Below are 17,956 nucleotides of genomic sequence, written 5' to 3'. Positions count from 1 at the left end.
TAAATCGCTGGCACGGCGCTCTTGAAGGTATCCATGACAAATTTGCGTTTGGCTGGGCGCTCGACACGCATCAGGCAAACGCACGCGTTGTCGTTGAACTATGCCTGAATGGCGAACCACTGCGCTCTGTAATCGCGGATATGGCGCGCAGCGATCTGAACGAGATTTTTTCCGCCCTTGGTGCGAATACGGATAGCTGCCACGGCTTTATTGCCGACCTCGGCGACCTCGAATTGCCGGAAGGAGCAGTACTCACCGCGCGCGTAGCAAATACGGAAGCCGCGCTGGCCGGCCATCTCGTTGGGGGCACATCGGTAACACCTTCCGCAGCAGCGACCAGCACCGTTTTCAGCGACGGCGGCCTGCGGCTGCATGGCTGGGCGGTCGATGTGGGCACGCCCAACCGTACCTTAACCGTACGCGCATTGATCGGCCACGAGCTGGTGGCGGAGTGCCAGGCGAATATCATGGCCCCGTTCGCACGTGCTTACGTGGAAGGCCCCCATGGCTTCGATCTCGCGCTGCCCGCCAGCCTGGCCGACGGCGAAGTACACCGTATCCGCGTCACCGACGGGGATGGCCATGAGCTGAACGGCAGTCCCCTGACAATTTGCTGCAGCTTGAGCGGGCTCCGCAAGCTGCTCCCCGGTCCGCCCGACAGCCTGGCGCACCGTATTGCCGAAGTCTACGAGCGCTATGTGCCACGCAGTCTTGGCCTGCAGGACTATGCCGCATGGTCGCGTGAATTCGATACTGCGCCGGAAGTGCCTGCCCCTGCGCTCAGTACTGCCGTCATCATCACCGGTCCAGGCGACACGGCAATTACGCGGACCAGCCTGGGTGGTGCGCCGGACGCCATCAAAGTCTTCGACGGCGCCCCATTCCCGGCACTGCTGGCGGCCGCCGTGGCGGCCGGCACCGACCTTATCGCCTGCGTGCGCGCCGGCGATACGCTGGCGCCGCACGCCCTGGCCTATGTTCACGAAGCGTTTGCATCCGGCGAAACACAGATCACCTATACGGACAGCGAGTTTGCCGGAGTTCCCTGGTTCAAGCCCGCCTGGAACCCCGACTACGCCTTGTCCAGTGATTATCCGCTGGAGCTGATGGTCGTGCGCTCAAGCGCCGCCTCAGATGCCAGTGCGGCTACAGCTGCCGCCTTCGCTTGGCAGATGCTTGCCGCGCACTGGCTGGAACAAACTGCGATCGTCCATATTCCCCGTGTGCTCTACCAATACCGTTCGCCTCTCACGGCAGAAGAGCGCGCCATACGCGATGCGGCGGCAGCTGCAGCACTGGCTTCTGTAGAGCCGGGCAGCACGCTGCTTCCTGTGCGTTCCGCGCACGCCGCTGCGCAAGGCTGCGAAGCCGCCCGTCGCGTGCAGGTGGTAGCTGACGATACGGCAAAGAAGCTGGCGGTCACCCTGATCATCCCGACCCGGGATCACGCAGCGCTGCTGGAACGCTGCATCAGCACCATTCGCCAGTACACGAACTGGCCGCGGCTTGAACTCATCGTGGTCGATAACGGCTCGGTGGAACAAGCGACCCTGGAGTATTTCGCCGCCCTGTTGGCCGAGGGGGTACGCGTGCTGCCAATGCCCGGTCCATTCAATTACGCGGACCTCAACAACCGCGCCGTCGCGGCGGCGAGCGGCGAAATTATCGGCCTGATTAACAACGACATCGAAGCCCTGCACGAGGGCTGGCTCGACGAGATCGTCGCGCAACTGATGCGCCCCAACGTGGGTGCGGTGGGCGCAAAACTCCTGTGGCCAAACGGCATGGTGCAGCATGGCGGCATCCTGCTAGGTGTGGGTAATGTGGCGGGCCATTTTGGCAACCGCCTGGCCGACGCCGACTGGGGCGACCACGGCCGCAACCAGCTGGTGCAGCAGGTCAGTGGCGTGACCGCCGCCTGCCTGTTCCTGCGCAAGAGCGACTTCGAAGCCGTGGGCGGCATGGATGCCGCCGCCTTCCCGGTCGCCTTCAACGACGTCGACCTGTGCCTCAAAATTCGCGCCATGGGCAAAGCCATCGTCTGGACGCCGCAGGCGAAACTGCTGCACGCCGAATCGGCCAGCCGCGGCCATGAAGACACGCCGCAAAAGCGGGCCCGCTCCCAGCGTGAGATTGAACAGCTGCGCCAGCGCTGGGGCGGCGTGCTGCTGCGCGACCCGGCCTACCATCCGAGCCTGAATCTGGATCCTAACAGCCACGCGTTCGGCGGGCTCGCCATGCCCCCACGTTCCCGGGCTCCCCGCACCGGCCTACTTGTCACCAAAGAAAACAAGCAATGAGCACCATGCCCCTTCCGTTACGCCGCCTGCTGCACGTCGGCTGTGGCACCAAGAACATCAGGAACCTGCCCGCGTATTTCCACCACGGCTGGCAAGAGCTACGTTACGACATTGACGCCAAGGTCAACCCGGACCTGACCGGCAGCATTACCGACCTGGGCGCGGTGCAGGATGGCAGCGTGACCGCAATTTGGTCATCACACAATCTCGAACACCTGAATTCCTTCGAAGTGCCCCGCGCACTTGAAGAGTTCCGGCGCGTGCTTAGCAGCGATGGCTTTGCCGTGATTACGGTACCGGACCTGCGCGCCGTCGCCCGTCATATTGCCAATGATGAACTGGAACAGCCCTTGTACAAGGCGCCGGCAGGAGCCATCAGTGCACTCGACGTGGTGTTCGGCCACCAGGCGGCGATCGAGCGCGGTAATGGATATATGGCGCACCGGACCGGCTTCAGCGCCCGCACCCTGGGCCAGGCCCTGGTCGATGCAGGCTTTGCGGAAGTGCGCGTGCATGAGGGACGCCATTGGGATCTGTGGGCCATCGCCACCATGCCGGAAACGGATGTACGCATCTACCAGGACCTGGCGTCGGTGCTGCAATGAAGATTCTGTTCATTCACCAGAACTTCCCCGGCCAGTTTATTCACCTGTCTGCCGCGCTGGCACAGGATCCGCAGAACCGCGTGGTCGCCCTCGGCATGAACGACCGGTCTGTTCCTGCCGGTGTTGAGCTCCGGCGCTACAGCCTGCTGCGCGAAAGCCAGGCCGACACACACCCGCTGCTGAAAGAACAGGAAAACCATGTGCTGCGCGCGGAGGCCTGTGCCTCGGCTGCCTTCCAGCTGAAACGCGAGGGCTTCGAACCCGATATCATCGTTGCCCATCCAGGCTGGGGCGAGGCCTTGTTCATCAAGGATGTGTTCCCACAGGCGAAACTGCTTATCTACTGCGAATACTACTATGCACTCGAAGGCCAGGATGTTGGCTTCGATCCTGATGAGCCCCCCCTCAACTTCCAGCAGAAAGCCAGGTTGCGCCTCAAGAACACGACAAACCTCCTAAGCTTGCAGATCGCCGATGCAGCGATTTCTCCAACCGAGTGGCAGAAATCCACCTATCCAGCGTGGGCGCGAGAGAAAATCACCGTGATTCATGACGGGATCGACTTGGGGCGCTTGCGCTTCGACGCACATGCACAGCTGACACTGCAGCGAGGCCATGGCCAGGTTCGGCTATCGGCCAAGGATGAGGTTCTTACCTATGTAGCACGAAATCTGGAGCCCGTGCGAGGCTTTCACATGCTGATGCGTGTCCTGCCCGAAGTCTTGAAACGGCGCCCCACGGCGCACGCTGTAATTGTCGGTGGGAATGAAATCAGCTATGGCCAGCGCGCGCCGGACGGGCAGGATTGGAAGACGTTCATGCTGGCCGAGCTGGCGGGCCGTCTCGATCTGGGCCGCGTTCACTTCGTCGGAAAAGTCCCTTATCAGGATTACTTGAATCTGCTGAACATCAGCCGGGCGCACCTGTACTGGACAACACCTTTTGTGCTGTCCTGGTCCTTCCTTGAAGCCGCCTTGAGCGGGCTGACAGTGATCGCATCCGACACCTCGCCGGTCCGCGAGTTCGCTCACTTCCCGAACATTCAGACCGCAGGGTTCTTTGACCAGCGAGCTTTTGCTGAGTTAAGCTGCAGCGCCCTGGCAGCCCCCTTTCATCGGGGGCCACCCAGCGCACATGACCTGGCGGTCGGTCGCTGCGTGCAGCTGCAGAAAGCACTGATCGCTCAGCTGCTTGACGGCAGCTCCGAGAGCAGAGTGTCGATAAATTGATCCAGGCCCTGCGTGGCCTCGAAAAGATACCCTTTGATGCCTGCCCTGCGCGCGCTCTCGATATCGGAGGCCTTGTCGCCGATCAGAAAGGATGCAGGCCAGTTGACCGGCCATTCAGCGCGGGCCTTGAGCAGCATACCCGGAGCGGGCTTACGGCAGCTGCAAGCGGTACCGAAGTCTGGATGGTGCGGGCAGTAGTAAAAACCATCGATGTGCGCACCGGTATGCCGCAGCTCTTGCTGCAACCACAGATGGAAAGCATGGACCTCGTCTTCGCTGTAAAAGCCCCGCGCCACGCCGGCTTGGTTGGTAACAACAAAAACCAGGTATCCGCTTTCATTCAGGCGTTTGATCGCTTGTGGAGCCCCTGAGATCCATTCAAATCGCTCCGGGGAGCTCACATAGCCCAGGTCACGATTGATCACGCCATCCCGGTCCAGGAACACGGCGGGCCGCTCGGTCCAGGCTGGTATCAGAGTCTGGGCCTGCCGATAGTCAGCTGGCACGCCGATATCAAGGAAAAACCCGGAATAGGGCCGCCCTTCCAGCTGCTTCGCTGCAATAAGCTGCGGGAAAAGATCAGTCTCCAGGGAGAACGCGCCATCCCGAATCAATGCCAGGACCGACCGGGATAAATAATATATGCCGCCGCTGATCAGGCCTGCACCACCTACCCCTTTTTCATTGAACCCGGTCAGCCGCCCAGCGTCCAGGGTCACTCGGCCATAACGGGAAGTATCGGGCACCGACCGTAAGGCAAGCCGTCCCAGGCTATCGCCAAGACCGGGAACCAGCAGGTCGTTCAGGTTGAAATCGAAGATGGTATCGCCGTTCAGCAAGAGGAACTCAGGGGCAAGCCAAGCGCTGGCATTCTTCAGGGCGCCGCCCGTACCGAGCGCCTGTTCTTCGATCACGCAGCGCACCGAGCACCGTGCGGGATCGAAGCCGGCACAATATGCTTGTATCTGTTCGCCGTAATACCCAGCCAGTAAAATGATATCGGTAAAACCGTAACGAACGAGCGTATCGATCAGATAAGCAAGAAAAGGCCGCTCGCCAACCATCAGCATGGGCTTTGGTGTGGCGGCAGTCAGGTCTCCCAGCCGCGTGCCCTTGCCCCCGACCAGGATGACTGCCTGCGATACAGTGTTGCGCATAACCTGCCTTTCTGCTCAGCCGGCGTTTTTCGGGAAGATATTCTGTTCGACGAGCCCGCAAATAATATGACCGACCAGAATATGCGACTCCTGGATGCGCGGCGTCGAGGCTGATGGTACGGCCAGGCTATACTCGCACTGCTGGCGGATCTCGCCGCCACTGCCGGTCAGGCCGACCGAATGCACGCCCAGTTCCCTGCAACGAAGGATCGCCCTGAGTACATTCTTTGAGTTCCCGGAGGTGGACAGGCCGATAAACACATCCCCCGGACGGGCATTGGCTTCAAGCTGGCGCTCGAACACATACTCATATCCGTAGTCGTTGCCGATCGCGGTGAGCATCGATGTGTCTGTCGTAAACGACATCGAGGCCAAGCCCGGCCTGTCATACATGAAGCGGCTGACAAATTCCGCCGCCAGATGCTGCGCATCGGCGGCGCTCCCACCGTTCCCGGCCAGTAAAATCCGGTTACCCGCTTGGAGGCGCGCGGTACATAAATTGGCGACTTCCTCGATTTTCCCCAAAAAAATCTTATCCGCCAGGATCTCTTCTTTCACCGCAATCGAATCCCTGACCGAGGCGGCAATGTAGTCAATATCATTCATCCTGATTCCATTCATCAAAAATCTACTTTTGAGCACGCAAATGCAGCTCTTCCTCCAGGCGAAACACAACATCCCGCGTCCGCGCCAATTCCCCTGCGAACATGTCCGCCTCAGGCAGTCCGATACGCGGCTGAAATTGCTTACGTAAAGCGCGCAGCCGCTTTATCTCTTCCTTGGAGAGACCCGAGCGCGCCAGCAAACCGAAGCCGATATTCTCCACGGAATGGAAGAAGGCGACATCATCGCTGTCAAAATAAGATTGCGGGCTGGAACAGTCATCAAAATTCAATCCCGGGATCCCCAGTTGCTCCAGACTGGCCACAGTCTCCTTGCGGTAGTCCGGCGATGAACTGAGTCCATCGACATTCACGAGCAGATCGGCGTGCTGCATGCCTTCCAGCAGAGCGAGGCACCAGAGCACAAAAAAGACCAGGTATTTTTTTGCGGGGGGCAGAGGGCGGACGCGAAAATACTCATATTCCTCCGCTATCTCGGTGTGGTGGAACTCGATATACCCGCATTCGTTCCGCAGCAGTGCGATCACCGGCGGCGCGCCCTTCGCTCCAAGAATCAGCTGGCAGGCGACATCGAAATACGAGTCGACCTTGAATGACCACCATTGGTCCCATGGATTACGCCATAGAAACAGGTGAACACCGCCCAGCTTTTTTTTCAGCAGCTCAATCCGGCCTGAAGTCCGGCACTCCTGGATCACCGGCCGCCCCTGTGCGGCGCGGATCAAGGCCGAAAAGTAGCGCGTAATGGCGACACCGGATTCGCCACCGAAATAGTCATCGAAAATAGCTTCCTTCGACAGCAGGCCTTTCCAGGACGCGTGTGCTGCATGCAACTCAAAATAATAGGGTTTGTCCAAGGCGGGGTGGCGCAGGTGGCGCATACCGTCGGCAGTCAGGCCCATTAGCATCTCCGGCCTGTCACTCATGGCCAGAACTGCTTCGTGCAGTGGCTCCTGATAGGCCCAATAGCCCAAGCCCGAACGGCGGAATGCGCCAAAGAGATAGGTGCTGCCTGATCGCCACAGGGAATGTATAAAGACCGGATTGCTAAATCCGATATGGCCGGCCAGAGCGGCCTTCCCAGCCACGCCCACAGGCTCTTGCCGGCGCGCCCGGGATTCGTCGGACCCGGGGGCGATAAGCGATTTGCGCATATGTTCCAGCGCACGCGTTTCCTCGCCGCTGATCGCAGCCGCCCTCCCCAAAGTCTGGTGAACGCCCGCGATCAGCAGGCGCGCAATCTGCTTCTTCTCGCCGCCCCAGCTGCGAGACAGCAGGGCATAGCGCCGAACCTCTGCCATATTGCCGATCTGGAGCCATGCGGCAGCAATTAACAGTGCAATATGGCCCTTTTCCGGATGAAGCGATATGTCGTGTTCGCTCAACAAGCTCAGTCCCGGCCAATCCGAACGTCGCCATAGTTCGCGCACACGGTCGGACAGTTCCTCACCGAGGCCGGCGCGCTCGTCCGGACCTGCAATCAGAACAGTTCGATCCTCAGGTTTCGTTTCCAGCACAGGCGGAGAGGCCTGTTCCGCAAGCAGACGTCTTGTCCAGTTTCGCGCAAACTTCAGCATCCAGAATCTTTCGAGAACGGCAGCAGAGGAATCAAATCCGCCAAGCTTGTGTGCCGTGTTTTGTGAAGTGGCAATTGCTTACCTGCCCTCCATGGCGCAGTAAGGTGCTGGCTACCGCCATTCGTTTTTCAGGAGGGACATAGAACATCATGAATCCCCCGCCGCCGGCGCCCGACACTTTCCCGGCCAGCGCGCCGGCTTGGATGGCAGCATCGAACACCTGGTCGATCAACTCACTGGAGACGGTGCGCGCGGAACGTTTTTTGCTCTCCCACCCCTGGCGCATCGATTCGACCATGCCGGCCAAATTGCCTGTCAGCAGAGCCTCCTTCATGCTGAGCGCTTCGCGCTTGATGCCGTGCATGGCCTCCAGCGCAGTCGCCTCGCCATGCATCACGTTGTCGCGCTGCGATGAGATAATACGGGCGGATTCGCGCGACACTCCGGTGTAATACAACAGCAGGGATGCTTCCAGCTCACAGATAATATGGTTCTTTATCCGCAGCGGATTCACGACCACCCGTTCTCCCTCGTAAAACTCCATGAAATTGAATCCGCCAAACGCCGCCGAGTATTGATCCTGGCGTCCGCCGCCCAAACCGCAATCGACACGTTCGATCTGGAACGCCAACCTCGCAATAGTGTAGTCGTCCAAGGGCAGATTCAGGAATTCTGCGAACGCCCGCACCATCGCAACAACCAGGGTAGAGGACGCACCCAGGCCCGAGCCCGCCGGAGCGTCACAATATGTCGTCATTTCGATCGGCAGCGCCACGCCCTTGTTATAGGTGCCGATCATGGCGTTATAGACGGCCTTGTGGAGATCAAGTTTCCCGTTCAGCTCTAGAGGCTCGTCGATCTGCTTTACTTTCTCGGTCTGCTGATCAGCCGCGATAAACCTGAGCTGCTCCCCATCCAGCGCCTTGATCGTGGCATAGGCATATCGGTCGATCGTGGCATTCAACACATAACCACCGTGCAACTCTGTGTAGGGCGACACATCGGTGCCCCCGCCGGCCAATCCCAGGCGCAGCGGTGCGCGTGCCCGAACCATCGTCATTGCTTTCCTCGCTTTATCTATTTGGATTTGTACCAACGCCGCACGTGTGCCCTCTACACTATCGCGTGAGGAACTGCTCTCCGTTCCTGACACGGTGACGCCAGTATTCGAGCAGGTCTTTCATCGTCTGTTCGAACGGTATTTCTGGCACCCAGCCGGTCACGGCATGGAATTTCCGCGTATCCGGGACCTGCAGATCGGCATCGATAGGACGCAGGCGCTCCGGGTCGGTCTCGACCCGGATCTCCTTCACAGTAGATAAACTCAACAGGGTATCGAGCATTTCCTTGACGCTGCAGGTATAGGTGCCGCCGATATTGTAGTAGGCGGCCGGTACCGGATTTACCGTCACCAGCATATGGTAGGCCCGCACTGCATCGCGCACATCGGCGAAAGTCCTTAGCGAGTCGAGATTGCCTGTCTTCACAACGGGCGGAATCAGACCTGCCTCAATCATTGCAATTTGCTTTGCAAAGGTCGATTCGGCAAATACATCACCACGCCGCGGCCCCGTGTGTGTAAACATCCGAGTAGTCATCACGGTCATGCCGTAGGCCTCTGCATAATAGCGCCCCAACAAATCGGTACCAACCTTGGAGATAGCGTAGGGCGAAGCCGGATGGAAGGTGCAGTCCTCGTCGATCGGGAGTTTTTCACGCGGCACCCGACCGAACACCTCCGATGAAGCACAGACGTGCGTTACCGCATTCATGCCCGTTTTGCGCAAGGCTTCCAGCACATTGGCCGTCCCTTGAACATTGGTTTCCAGCGTATCCAACGGTGAATCAAAGCTGGTCTTCGGATAGCTCTGGGCTGCCAGGTGGAATACGAAATCCGGCGCGGCTACCCGTACCGCTTCATGGATCGAGTGGTAGTCCCTGAGGTCGCCGTACAATAGATGGACGCGATCGCGCTTGTTTATCCTCGGCAGCAAATGCGCCAGATTGTCCAAGGGGCTGCGCCAGCGGCACAGGCCATAAATTTCCCAATCAGTATGCTCCAGCAGATAATCAACCAGATGGGAACCTACCATCCCGGTGACTCCGGTGATAAAGGCACGTTGCGTCATAATTTCTTGTTCCTATACTTTTCTGAAAATTCTGTGAATCAAAAAGCCTCAAATTCGGGAGATAAAAACTCGGCATATTTCGACTGCCGGAAAAAGTCTTCGAACTCCGCATGGTTGCAGATGACCTTTGAGAAGTCATCATCTGTCATTTTCAGCACGCGCTGTTCCAGATGCTTCACGAAATTGCGTGTTTCCAGTTCATAAATGCTCGGCAGGGCGCGCCGCCGGTCATATTCGTAACGCATGCGGAAGCGTGAACCCAGGATTTCGAGTATATAATTCATTTGGCCGGGAACGTCGTTAATGACATTTTCGTACAATACACCCGGCACACGCATGCCGAAATTACCAACAATGTCATTAAGATCATGGAAATATTTCTCCTCCTGCTCGACCCAAGGGAGAAACTCCACCAAATCCATGTGCAATGCGCCGATCGCCTGCTGTTGCGAAGTCATATTATAATCGCCGTGCCGCTCATGCAGTTTCATGGCACGGTATCTCGACAATGCGGCACGCAATATATTGGTGCGGGACATATAAAGAACCGTTAGCCGATTCTCCAATGCAAACTGCTTGAAGGCAGGAAGGTCCACTATATCGCCATATTTGACCTTCAGTCCCACGGCAGACAGTTTATCCGGATCCTTGGCAAAAGGAGACGTTCCATTGTAGCCGATTGACGATTTTTCATCAATCAGCGTCTTCTCCTCGCCTTTAACCAGGGCCTGAAGAAATATTTTTTGATATTCATCTGAGCGTTCAAAAAATAACTCAGGATAACAAATGACATCCTCAAATTGATTCAGATACGCCATCAGCATAGAGCTGCCGCATCGTCCGGACATCAATAGCACATAAGGTTTCGGTTTTACGGCAGCGGCGGTCGCGCTTCCGGCAGCCGCACGCGAAGGAGACGGCTCCCCACGGAACAATTTCTGGAGGAATGGGATCAATTCCTGCCTCGCAAGGAGCGGTCGATTTTTTCAATCATGGTCGCAAAAGTGAACTGAGATGAAATCACCCGGCCGCGGCGGCTGATACCGACTCGGTAGACCGGATCGTTGACCAGCTGAAGGACGCGCCGGGCAAGATCCTGTGCGTCGCCCTTGGTGAACAGGGCCCCGCTCTCGCCATCGAAGACGATTTCCGTGTTGCCCCCAGCAGCTGACGCAACGGTAGGGATGCCAGCAAACAGGGCGAAAATCAGGGTCAGTGCAAACGGTTCATACAAGGACGGGAACAAATAAATATCATATTGCTGGAAGAGTTCATTCAGGGTATCCGGTGCAACCGGCTCACGGAAGCGGATATGGTCGCCCAGATTCAGCTCGGCAATCAATGCATTGACCCGTCCCAGATAGGAATTGTCCTGGCAATCGCCGACAATATCCAGCGTCACCTTGCGCTGCGGCAACTGGCGCAGAATGTCTGGCAGGGCCCGGATCGCGGTCTCCACCCCTTTCAAATCCACTACCCGGCCGGCAAACAGCAGCCTTACCTCGCCATGTTTTAACATCGACAACCGCTGCGCCAGACGCACGCCGTCCAGATCCGGTAGATGAACCCCGTTGTGTATCACTTCACTGTCCGCAAACCGCAAGCCTGCCTGGGTGTACAGACGCTGCATGTACTCGCTGCCAAAAATTGCGCGCCCGGCGATGGAGATGTCCGGCTTAGCGCTCACGATCTCGCTGTCCGCCCGGTCGCCGAAAACCACCTGGGGGAAATAGCGCCCAAGGAACTCCCCATTGAACAAACTGATCAGCCAGTTATCGGTGAGAAAATAGACAACTTTGCTGCCATACTTCTCTTCCAGCGCCGTCACCAGCGTGGTGTCGAAGAAGAACAGATTCCAGACAAAGATCACGTCCGGTTGAAATTCCTCCACCACACGATGGAGCTGCCGCACATTCTCTTCGTTGATACCGCGCCGCTGCTCGGGCGTTGCCTGGAAAGGCTGGTAGATATTGCCCTCCGTCGCCAGCATTGTTAGCGAGCGCCATATCTTTTGCCCAGGATAATCAGCCTGCTGGCCGCCATACGAGCTGGTCAATACACCGATTTCATGGCCCTTGGTCAGCAGCTCTTCGCCTACAGCGAAGCACAGACGCTCATATCCGCCGAGCGCATTCGGCGGGTAAAGGTTGGATATCAGAAGCGTCTTCATACGAGGCTCCTCAGCAAATGGGCTTGAAAGCCGTCGGTGGCCGCCAGTTGCGCATACTCCTGGGGAACCGTTGCCGGTGCTGCCATCTCCCTCAGTATCGACATCACCCCATGGGCGAGATTATGATCGCTTATCAACTTATTCATTCGCTCCAGGAATTCCCATACAGTTAATTCTTCTTTCAGATTTTGAGCATGGTGCAGCATGGCATCGGCGCAGATATAGGCCCATTCCGCCCGAACTTTCGTGTGATTTTCCGAAATGGTGTTACTTGCATGATAGCGATACTTCAGCAGGGGCTCAGCAATGCCATGGATCGCATAACCATGCGCGAGGGCACGGATAAAGAAATCGAGATCATGTGCGTAGCGGAAATCTTTGAAGCCGCCAATATGGGAAAACACCTTGCGTTCCAGCACCAGATTCGAGGTGGTCATGATGAAATTGCCATTTAGCAAGGCCAAAGCCGTGTTCCCGCATTCACGCCAGTACGCCAGTGCACTCTCGTACCAGGGATTGGGGATTGCTGCGCCTTCATCGTTGATGAACTCGATGGAGCTGGTGACAATGGCGGCGCGCCGCTCCCTGATGAGATCGGTACATTTCTCGAGCCGGCTGCTGCCGTAGATATCGTCTGAGTTCAGGATGGCGATAAGGGGCTGGGTGGAACGGGCGATGGCCGCATTGATGGTATTGTGGGCGCCCCGGTTTTCCTGGCGGTAGACTGCCGCACCATCAAATTCCTTGCACAAACGGGACGCCACATCCGCGGAACCATCGCGCGAGCCATCATCGATCACGATAACCTCCGCCGGCGGCCGGCTCTGGGTAAACACGCTCTCTAGCGCCGCGGCGATATATTTTTCGTGATTGTAAAGCGGGATAACCACCGACACTGGCGAGCGTCCGCCGCGCTGCGCAATCGGCGCCGCTACGGCCCGGGCTCTCCGCGCAGTGAGGAACAGATGCTGGAACTCGATCCCGTCCGTGGCCCTTACCTCAACCAGCGCAAGCTCGGTAAAACCGGCCTGCTCTACCCCACGCATGAATGCAGGCAGGCCGGGCCCACCCACGCCGCAGTTCCACACCAGCCCACCGCCAGGCAGCAAGGCCTGCGCCAGCGCGGACGGCACCGCATCGCCGGCCAGCGCGCCAGACATCTCATCAACCAGCAGCACATCGACCGGCGCCCCCGCCGGCAAGGACACGGCTTGCGTCAGCTGGCGCAAGCCTGCGGCCAGCGCTGCGCTGCCCCTGACCCCGATTGCGGACTCGGCCGTCGGGCCGAACATCCTTACTGCGAGGTACAGGCCGGCTTGCTCGACCATGCTCAGGCCACAATCTGGACACACACAGCGTGCAGCCGATGCGGAGCTGCCGGCACGGAAAAAACGTTCGCACGCAAAACAGAAACTGTGCTCCGCCACTGAACGGAATAGGGTGCCGCCCGCGGCGCGCTCCACACATGCCGCTATCTCAGCCGGAGCGGCATACCGGATGGCCTCAAATGCCATCGGTCCCTGATCGGATAACTTCACTACCATTCCTCGTCTTCACTCAAACAGCGTTGCCGCGTCGGCGTTCGCCGGAAAACCAAGCTCATGCAATATGCCGCCGATGCGTTTAGCTGAGGCCTGCAACGAATATTCACGCTCGACGAAAGCAATCCCGGCAGCCGACATCCGAGACCAGTAGGCCTCGTCCTGATACAGGTGTACGACCCGGCGGGCGAACTCCTGCGGATCGTCCGCCACTTCGACGCCATCGTGCGCGCCCAGCCCCATGCCTTCCGCGGCAAGCGAGGTCGCCACACAAGGCACGCCGTAGCTCAAGCTGCTTCCCACTTTGCCCTTGATACCTGCGCCATAGCGCAGCGGCGCAACCGAAATACGGCAGCGCGCGAGCGAGGTCGCCAGGTCGGGAACAAAACCGTCGATGATGACGGAATCACTGGCCAGGGCCAGCACCTCCGGCGGCGCATTGCTGCCCATGATGCGGAACCTGACGGTCGGCAAGCGGGCAAGGATATGTGGCCAGATCTGCTCTGCAAAGTAGAGCACTGCATCGCGATTCGGCTGATGCAGGAAGCCGCCGATAAAGCAGATGTCGCGCATCTCATGCATAGCCACCTGCGCTCCAGGGCAATCCAGGATCAGCGGCAGCACTGCCAGGCGTACGCCGGGCGCCTCCCGCTCCAGCAACTCCCTTTCGTGATGGCTCAGGACGATCGTGCAATCGGAACGCTGCATCGCCTCCAGCTCCAGCGTCTTGGTGCGCATGGCCTTTGCCATCATCTCACTGGAGCCAGCTAGCTCCGCTTCCCGCATTTCCCGCAGATAGTGCACATCGACGGTATCGAACAGAATGCGCGCCTGCGGACAATGCGGCCCGATGATGTTCAGGTAGTGAACGGTGGGCGGGCCCTTATATAGCATGGCCACATCGACCGTCCGTCCTTCGTCCCGGACAAACTCGTACAGGTTCTGATAGTGCGGTGCATAAATACATTGCACACCAATGCGTTGCAAAGCTTGCGTATAGCCCGGACGGTTCTCCATCGTCGCTTCAGGCACAAAACTCACGGCCCAGCCGAGCCGGACGAAAATCTCAAGAATGAAGGCCTGGGTTACTGAACCGGCATCGCGGTCCGGAGTGGGGGTAATCTGGTCCACGACCATAATGTGACCGATCCGGCCGCGTTGCCGTGAGCCACCTGGCGGCGGCAGTTCAGCCACTTGCGCCGGCCAGCGCCGCATCAGCAGCGCGCTGTCGCCGGTGCCGGCGGAGTAGTGCGCCATTGCACCAAACGCGACGGCGCTCGCCAGCGGCTGGTAAGCAACGCGTCCGCCGCGCGCACGCAAAGCACACGCCAGGTCCAGCATGGCGTAAGCCGGCTGCTCGAACTCCGGCCGCAAGCCCCCCGCACTCAGGAAGCTCCGGGTTCGGCATCCAAACAGCAGCGGGCTGACGCCGTCCACGTCGCGCAGATAATTGACGGACGGATGGGCGGCCTCCCCTCCGTTCACAGTAACCGTGCCATCCTGCCATAGCAAGGCCCCGGCGTGCTGCAAGGCGCCCGCGCCATCGAGAATCTTCGCCCCCACCATATCGATGGTCCGCTCACGCGCCAGGGTGTCCAGGATTTCCAGGGCCCAGCCGGGCCTCAGCTCGATGTCGCCACTGATCACAATGGCGTACTCGCCCACGGCACTGGCTAAGGCACGGTTGACCGCCGCGCTCCAGCCGATCTGTCCCGGCGCCGCGAGGTAACGCACATTGCGCATCCTCGCCAGGGTCGCGGTCAGCGGGCCGATGGCACCATCTGCAGTGACAATGACCTCGAAGGGTTGCTCCATGGGTGCCGAACTGATCAGTGCCAGCGCGCTAACTACCGCGTCGCTGTTAGCGTTCGCACAAATAATGATGGACACTTCGGGACATTCGGCCGCTGGCAGCGCCAGCCGGTCTTCCGGAATCGCTGGATACGCCATGCGTTCAAGCAGGATCTGCGCCGCACGCCAGGCGCCGGCTTGCAATTCATCGGACCGCAACCAGGCACACGGCTCAACGTCGGCAGACGGAGCATGGCCTTGCTGCAGACCGAGGAAAACAAAATGCTCGAGGGGATTCTGCGCTCCCACTGCTATGCCGTAGCGTTCTGCGTAGAACGATGCTGCAAAGACGCCTCCGATATCGACCACCGCAAACTGGCTCGCCACCACATAATGCAATAGCGGATTGACTCCAGCATGGGCCACCTCCGGGTACAGCGTACAATACCGTTCGAGTGAAAACAGGCAGTTCGGATCCCGCCCTTCGACCCATCCCTGGCGGCAGAAATGCTGGAATGCGTCCTGGTCGCTCGGCAAGTGCAGCTGTGAACGGTAAAACGGTTCGTCGAACAACCGCACCATCCGTTCGGCCAATGCCTCTTTCGATGGCAACGCATCCGGCAGGCCGGCCGTCAGCGGCTGCATACCCCACATGGCCGCCAGGGCGCGCAGCTCCGCAGGTGCTATGCCCGGCGTGCCTGCCTGCTTGACGGCGGGTGACGGGCCGGCGCTCAGCATGCCTTGACCGGCTTCTTGCGCCGGTCCGGCCACGTTGCGGCGCATATCGCCCTGCAGCCTTCTGAGTTGGGATTGCGACCGCTTCAGTTGGGCCTCTAACCGCGTCAGCTGCAGCGTCTGCGCCGCGACATTTATTGCCGGTACCGGCTCGCCCGGCACCGGCGGAGCGTGGGTTCCGGACAGGAACACCTTACCTGGCGACAGCGCGCTCAGTCCGCCACCAGCCGGAATGTTGTGCGGCGCCTCAAGCAGGGCCTGGACCACAGGCGGGGCCGCTTCGATAAAGCGCAATGCCAGCGCGGCCAGCGCCGCGCCTTTCGGAGGCAGCGCCATGTATTGCGCGAATTGTTGGGCGACTTCGGGGCCTGGTCCGTTTTCCAGGCTGAGCAGGTCACCCCCCCAGCGCTGCTGCAGAGCAGCTGTGGCCACTGTGAGCGCATCAAACGTCCGGACCAGCTCCTGAAACCCGAGCGGGCGCACATTCTGGCGGGGCCGGAGCACGCCCGTATCGAGTTCACCGGCAATCACACCCACGTCGACCAGCAGCCTGCTGCCCCACAGCAGGCGGTAAAGGACGGCCGCCACCACCGCTGGAACGCTGATGCCCGCCAGATGCACCACGTGATATGGATTGGCGCAGACAAAGCTGAACAGCCGGCTCAGGAACAACTGATCTGACTGGCTTTCGTGCAGCGCTAGCAGATCGGCCGGCAAGCTGAACACGGCGCGGCGCCCCTCCGCAGCCAGCACTGTGGCATAGGCATCGGACAAAGCTTCGGCCCTGGCGGGATCTGCGCCCGTGTCCAGCACGCCAATGCTCTGCGCCCCGGCCACGGGGACGGCATAGCGCCGCGCCAGCACAATGTTTTCAGCGCTGATCTTCAGCAGCCCGGCAACAGGAGTATCTATCGCGGCAAAACACTGAATCGCACGCTCAAAAGCCCCTTCTCGCATCAGCCTGTTACCTTGCGCAATACATCCTTGCTTCGTCATCCTGTTTTCCAAAAGAGTCACTGTTTTGTTCAATAGTTGCGGGCGCGCAGGCCGTCTAATCGCCGATTTCCCGCAATAGCACATCCTTCATCAATTCCAGCTGGGCCTCGGCTTTGAGCAGTTCATCGCTAAGCAGTTTCTGGCGCGAGTTCAGGTCCGCCATACGGCCATCCGTTTCCGCATGCGTGGCCGCGGCAATCTCGGCTGCTGTCCGGACACCGGCAAGCTCATTACGCAAGCTTGCGCACTCGGCAAGCAGAGCGTTTTTTTCCTCTGCCAGCACCCGGATTTCCTCCCGCAAGCCATCCAGTGGCGCCTGCATTGCCGCCTGTTCTGCCCGCACGCCAGCCACGGCAGCCTGTGCTGCGGAGAGTTCGTCGCGCAGGGCCTGCAGCTCGGCCTGCGACAACACTTGCTGTCGCAAGGAGCTTGCCAGCGCAGCTTGCCAATCTCGGACGAACAGCAGCTCTCGCACCGCCGGGTGATTCCCCTCCCCCCTATCAACGCAGCGGAAGCCTTGGGCAGCCAGGAAGGCCAACACCTCCTGCTCGCCAGCGCCGTCAGCGGTCCCCGGCCAATCGGCAGCAAGTGTCCTCGCCCAGATGAGCGAGCTACGCTGCATGGCCAGGACAGCACCTTGCAAGATCCGCTGCGCGGGGAAGCAATCCACCAGCAGCCAGGTGGACGCCGCATTGGCAAACGACGCCAACGCAGGGGAAGTCAGTAGTGCGTCCACGGTCTGCGTCGGCACTTCCGCCACCTGTACAGAGCGCAGATTGGGCCACAGCGAGGTAAGGTCAGCCGGGGGCAGTAATCCGCTTTCGGCCGGATTGCTGGCGGTATGGTAAGCCGCCACCTGAACCTCACGGTCAAGCAGAGCGCACACCGGGTGCCAGTCCGGATATTGCTGCTGACGCCCGCGCACCCATGCTAGCCTTGCCTCGTCGGCATCGACCAGCAGTGCATTGGGCACCGCCCAGGCCTGCCATGCATGCATACGCCCTGTTCCGGTCCCGGCACCGATATGTATCACCGCGTCCGGCGGATAGAGCCGATATAAAAAGGACAGCAGGCTCTCCACGGAGTTCTGTGCAGTAGAAGTA

Annotated in this window: 13 protein-coding genes; 3 read left to right on the top strand and 10 right to left on the bottom strand. The window is 59.5% G+C overall.

Going from position 1 to position 17,956, the window contains the following annotated elements; all coding sequences use genetic code 11:
- Nucleotides 1-140 precede the first annotated feature (140 nt).
- The 3 genes from ACJRPG_RS02970 to ACJRPG_RS02960 are packed head-to-tail and all read left to right on the top strand — an operon-like array spanning nucleotide 141 to nucleotide 4,134.
- Nucleotides 141-2,300, top strand: coding sequence for a glycosyltransferase family 2 protein (locus ACJRPG_RS02970; RefSeq protein ID WP_407998550.1), 2,160 nt, complete (start codon nucleotides 141-143; stop codon nucleotides 2,298-2,300).
- Between the two features lie 5 nt (nucleotides 2,301-2,305).
- Nucleotides 2,306-2,905: a class I SAM-dependent methyltransferase gene (locus ACJRPG_RS02965; protein ID WP_407998549.1), complete on the top strand. Its 600-nt coding sequence runs from the start codon at nucleotides 2,306-2,308 to the stop codon at nucleotides 2,903-2,905.
- Entirely contained in the window at nucleotides 2,902-4,134 is a 1,233-nt protein-coding gene (locus tag ACJRPG_RS02960; RefSeq protein ID WP_407998548.1) for a glycosyltransferase, read from the top strand. Before ACJRPG_RS02965 ends, ACJRPG_RS02960 begins: the two co-directional genes overlap by 4 nt.
- On the opposite strand, the gene ACJRPG_RS02955 is transcribed toward ACJRPG_RS02960, so the two are convergent.
- From ACJRPG_RS02955 to ACJRPG_RS02910, 10 genes are read right to left on the bottom strand one after another with little or no spacing between them, the layout of a single operon-like run.
- Entirely contained in the window at nucleotides 4,089-5,291 is a 1,203-nt protein-coding gene (locus ACJRPG_RS02955) for an HAD-IIIA family hydrolase (RefSeq protein WP_407998547.1), read from the bottom strand. The two genes, ACJRPG_RS02960 and ACJRPG_RS02955, sit on opposite strands and share 46 nt — an antisense overlap.
- Before the next feature lie 15 nt (nucleotides 5,292-5,306).
- The gene (locus ACJRPG_RS02950; RefSeq protein ID WP_407998670.1) at nucleotides 5,307-5,888 is read right to left on the bottom strand and encodes a D-sedoheptulose 7-phosphate isomerase; all 582 of its coding nucleotides are present in this window, start codon (nucleotides 5,886-5,888) and stop codon (nucleotides 5,307-5,309) included.
- A 31-nt stretch (nucleotides 5,889-5,919) separates the two neighbouring features.
- Nucleotides 5,920-7,491, bottom strand: a complete 1,572-nt coding sequence (locus ACJRPG_RS02945) for a hypothetical protein (RefSeq protein WP_407998546.1) — start codon at nucleotides 7,489-7,491, stop codon at nucleotides 5,920-5,922.
- A 31-nt stretch (nucleotides 7,492-7,522) separates the two neighbouring features.
- Nucleotides 7,523-8,551 (bottom strand): GHMP family kinase ATP-binding protein, encoded by a 1,029-nt coding sequence (locus ACJRPG_RS02940; protein ID WP_407998545.1) that lies wholly within the window; start codon nucleotides 8,549-8,551, stop codon nucleotides 7,523-7,525.
- A gap of 58 nt (nucleotides 8,552-8,609) precedes the next feature.
- On the bottom strand, nucleotides 8,610-9,620 hold the full coding sequence (locus ACJRPG_RS02935; protein ID WP_407998544.1) for a GDP-mannose 4,6-dehydratase: 1,011 nt from the start codon (nucleotides 9,618-9,620) through the stop codon (nucleotides 8,610-8,612).
- Between the two features lie 38 nt (nucleotides 9,621-9,658).
- Nucleotides 9,659-10,576 (bottom strand): hypothetical protein, encoded by a 918-nt coding sequence (locus ACJRPG_RS02930; protein ID WP_407998543.1) that lies wholly within the window; start codon nucleotides 10,574-10,576, stop codon nucleotides 9,659-9,661.
- The gene (locus ACJRPG_RS02925; protein WP_407998542.1) at nucleotides 10,573-11,790 is read right to left on the bottom strand and encodes a glycosyltransferase family 4 protein; all 1,218 of its coding nucleotides are present in this window, start codon (nucleotides 11,788-11,790) and stop codon (nucleotides 10,573-10,575) included. Before ACJRPG_RS02925 ends, ACJRPG_RS02930 begins: the two co-directional genes overlap by 4 nt.
- Entirely contained in the window at nucleotides 11,787-13,328 is a 1,542-nt protein-coding gene (locus tag ACJRPG_RS02920; RefSeq protein WP_407998541.1) for a glycosyltransferase family 2 protein, read from the bottom strand. Before ACJRPG_RS02920 ends, ACJRPG_RS02925 begins: the two co-directional genes overlap by 4 nt.
- A gap of 15 nt (nucleotides 13,329-13,343) precedes the next feature.
- Nucleotides 13,344-16,853, bottom strand: coding sequence for a glycosyltransferase (locus ACJRPG_RS02915; RefSeq protein WP_407998540.1), 3,510 nt, complete (start codon nucleotides 16,851-16,853; stop codon nucleotides 13,344-13,346).
- Between the two features lie 55 nt (nucleotides 16,854-16,908).
- Entirely contained in the window at nucleotides 16,909-17,934 is a 1,026-nt protein-coding gene (locus ACJRPG_RS02910) for a hypothetical protein (protein WP_407998539.1), read from the bottom strand.
- Between the last annotated feature and the right edge of the window lie 22 nt (nucleotides 17,935-17,956).

Source organism: Pseudoduganella rhizocola (genome assembly GCF_045984285.3).
GTDB lineage: Bacteria > Pseudomonadota > Gammaproteobacteria > Burkholderiales > Burkholderiaceae_D > Rugamonas.
This window is presented reverse-complemented; position numbering and strand designations above follow the sequence as displayed.

What these genes read in the sequence shown, in the direction of transcription:
- ACJRPG_RS02970 (WP_407998550.1), top strand. Translation starts at nt 141, where the DNA reads ATGGCGCGCAGCGATCTGAACGAGATTTTTTCCGCCCTTGGTGCGAAT.
- ACJRPG_RS02965 (WP_407998549.1), top strand. Translation starts at nt 2,306, where the DNA reads ATGCCCCTTCCGTTACGCCGCCTGCTGCACGTCGGCTGTGGCACCAAG.
- ACJRPG_RS02960 (WP_407998548.1), top strand. Translation starts at nt 2,902, where the DNA reads ATGAAGATTCTGTTCATTCACCAGAACTTCCCCGGCCAGTTTATTCAC.
- ACJRPG_RS02955 (WP_407998547.1), bottom strand. Translation starts at nt 5,291, where the DNA reads ATGCGCAACACTGTATCGCAGGCAGTCATCCTGGTCGGGGGCAAGGGC.
- ACJRPG_RS02945 (WP_407998546.1), bottom strand. Translation starts at nt 7,491, where the DNA reads ATGCTGAAGTTTGCGCGAAACTGGACAAGACGTCTGCTTGCGGAACAG.
- ACJRPG_RS02940 (WP_407998545.1), bottom strand. Translation starts at nt 8,551, where the DNA reads ATGACGATGGTTCGGGCACGCGCACCGCTGCGCCTGGGATTGGCCGGC.
- ACJRPG_RS02935 (WP_407998544.1), bottom strand. Translation starts at nt 9,620, where the DNA reads ATGACGCAACGTGCCTTTATCACCGGAGTCACCGGGATGGTAGGTTCC.
- ACJRPG_RS02925 (WP_407998542.1), bottom strand. Translation starts at nt 11,790, where the DNA reads ATGAAGACGCTTCTGATATCCAACCTTTACCCGCCGAATGCGCTCGGC.
- ACJRPG_RS02915 (WP_407998540.1), bottom strand. Translation starts at nt 16,853, where the DNA reads ATGACGAAGCAAGGATGTATTGCGCAAGGTAACAGGCTGATGCGAGAA.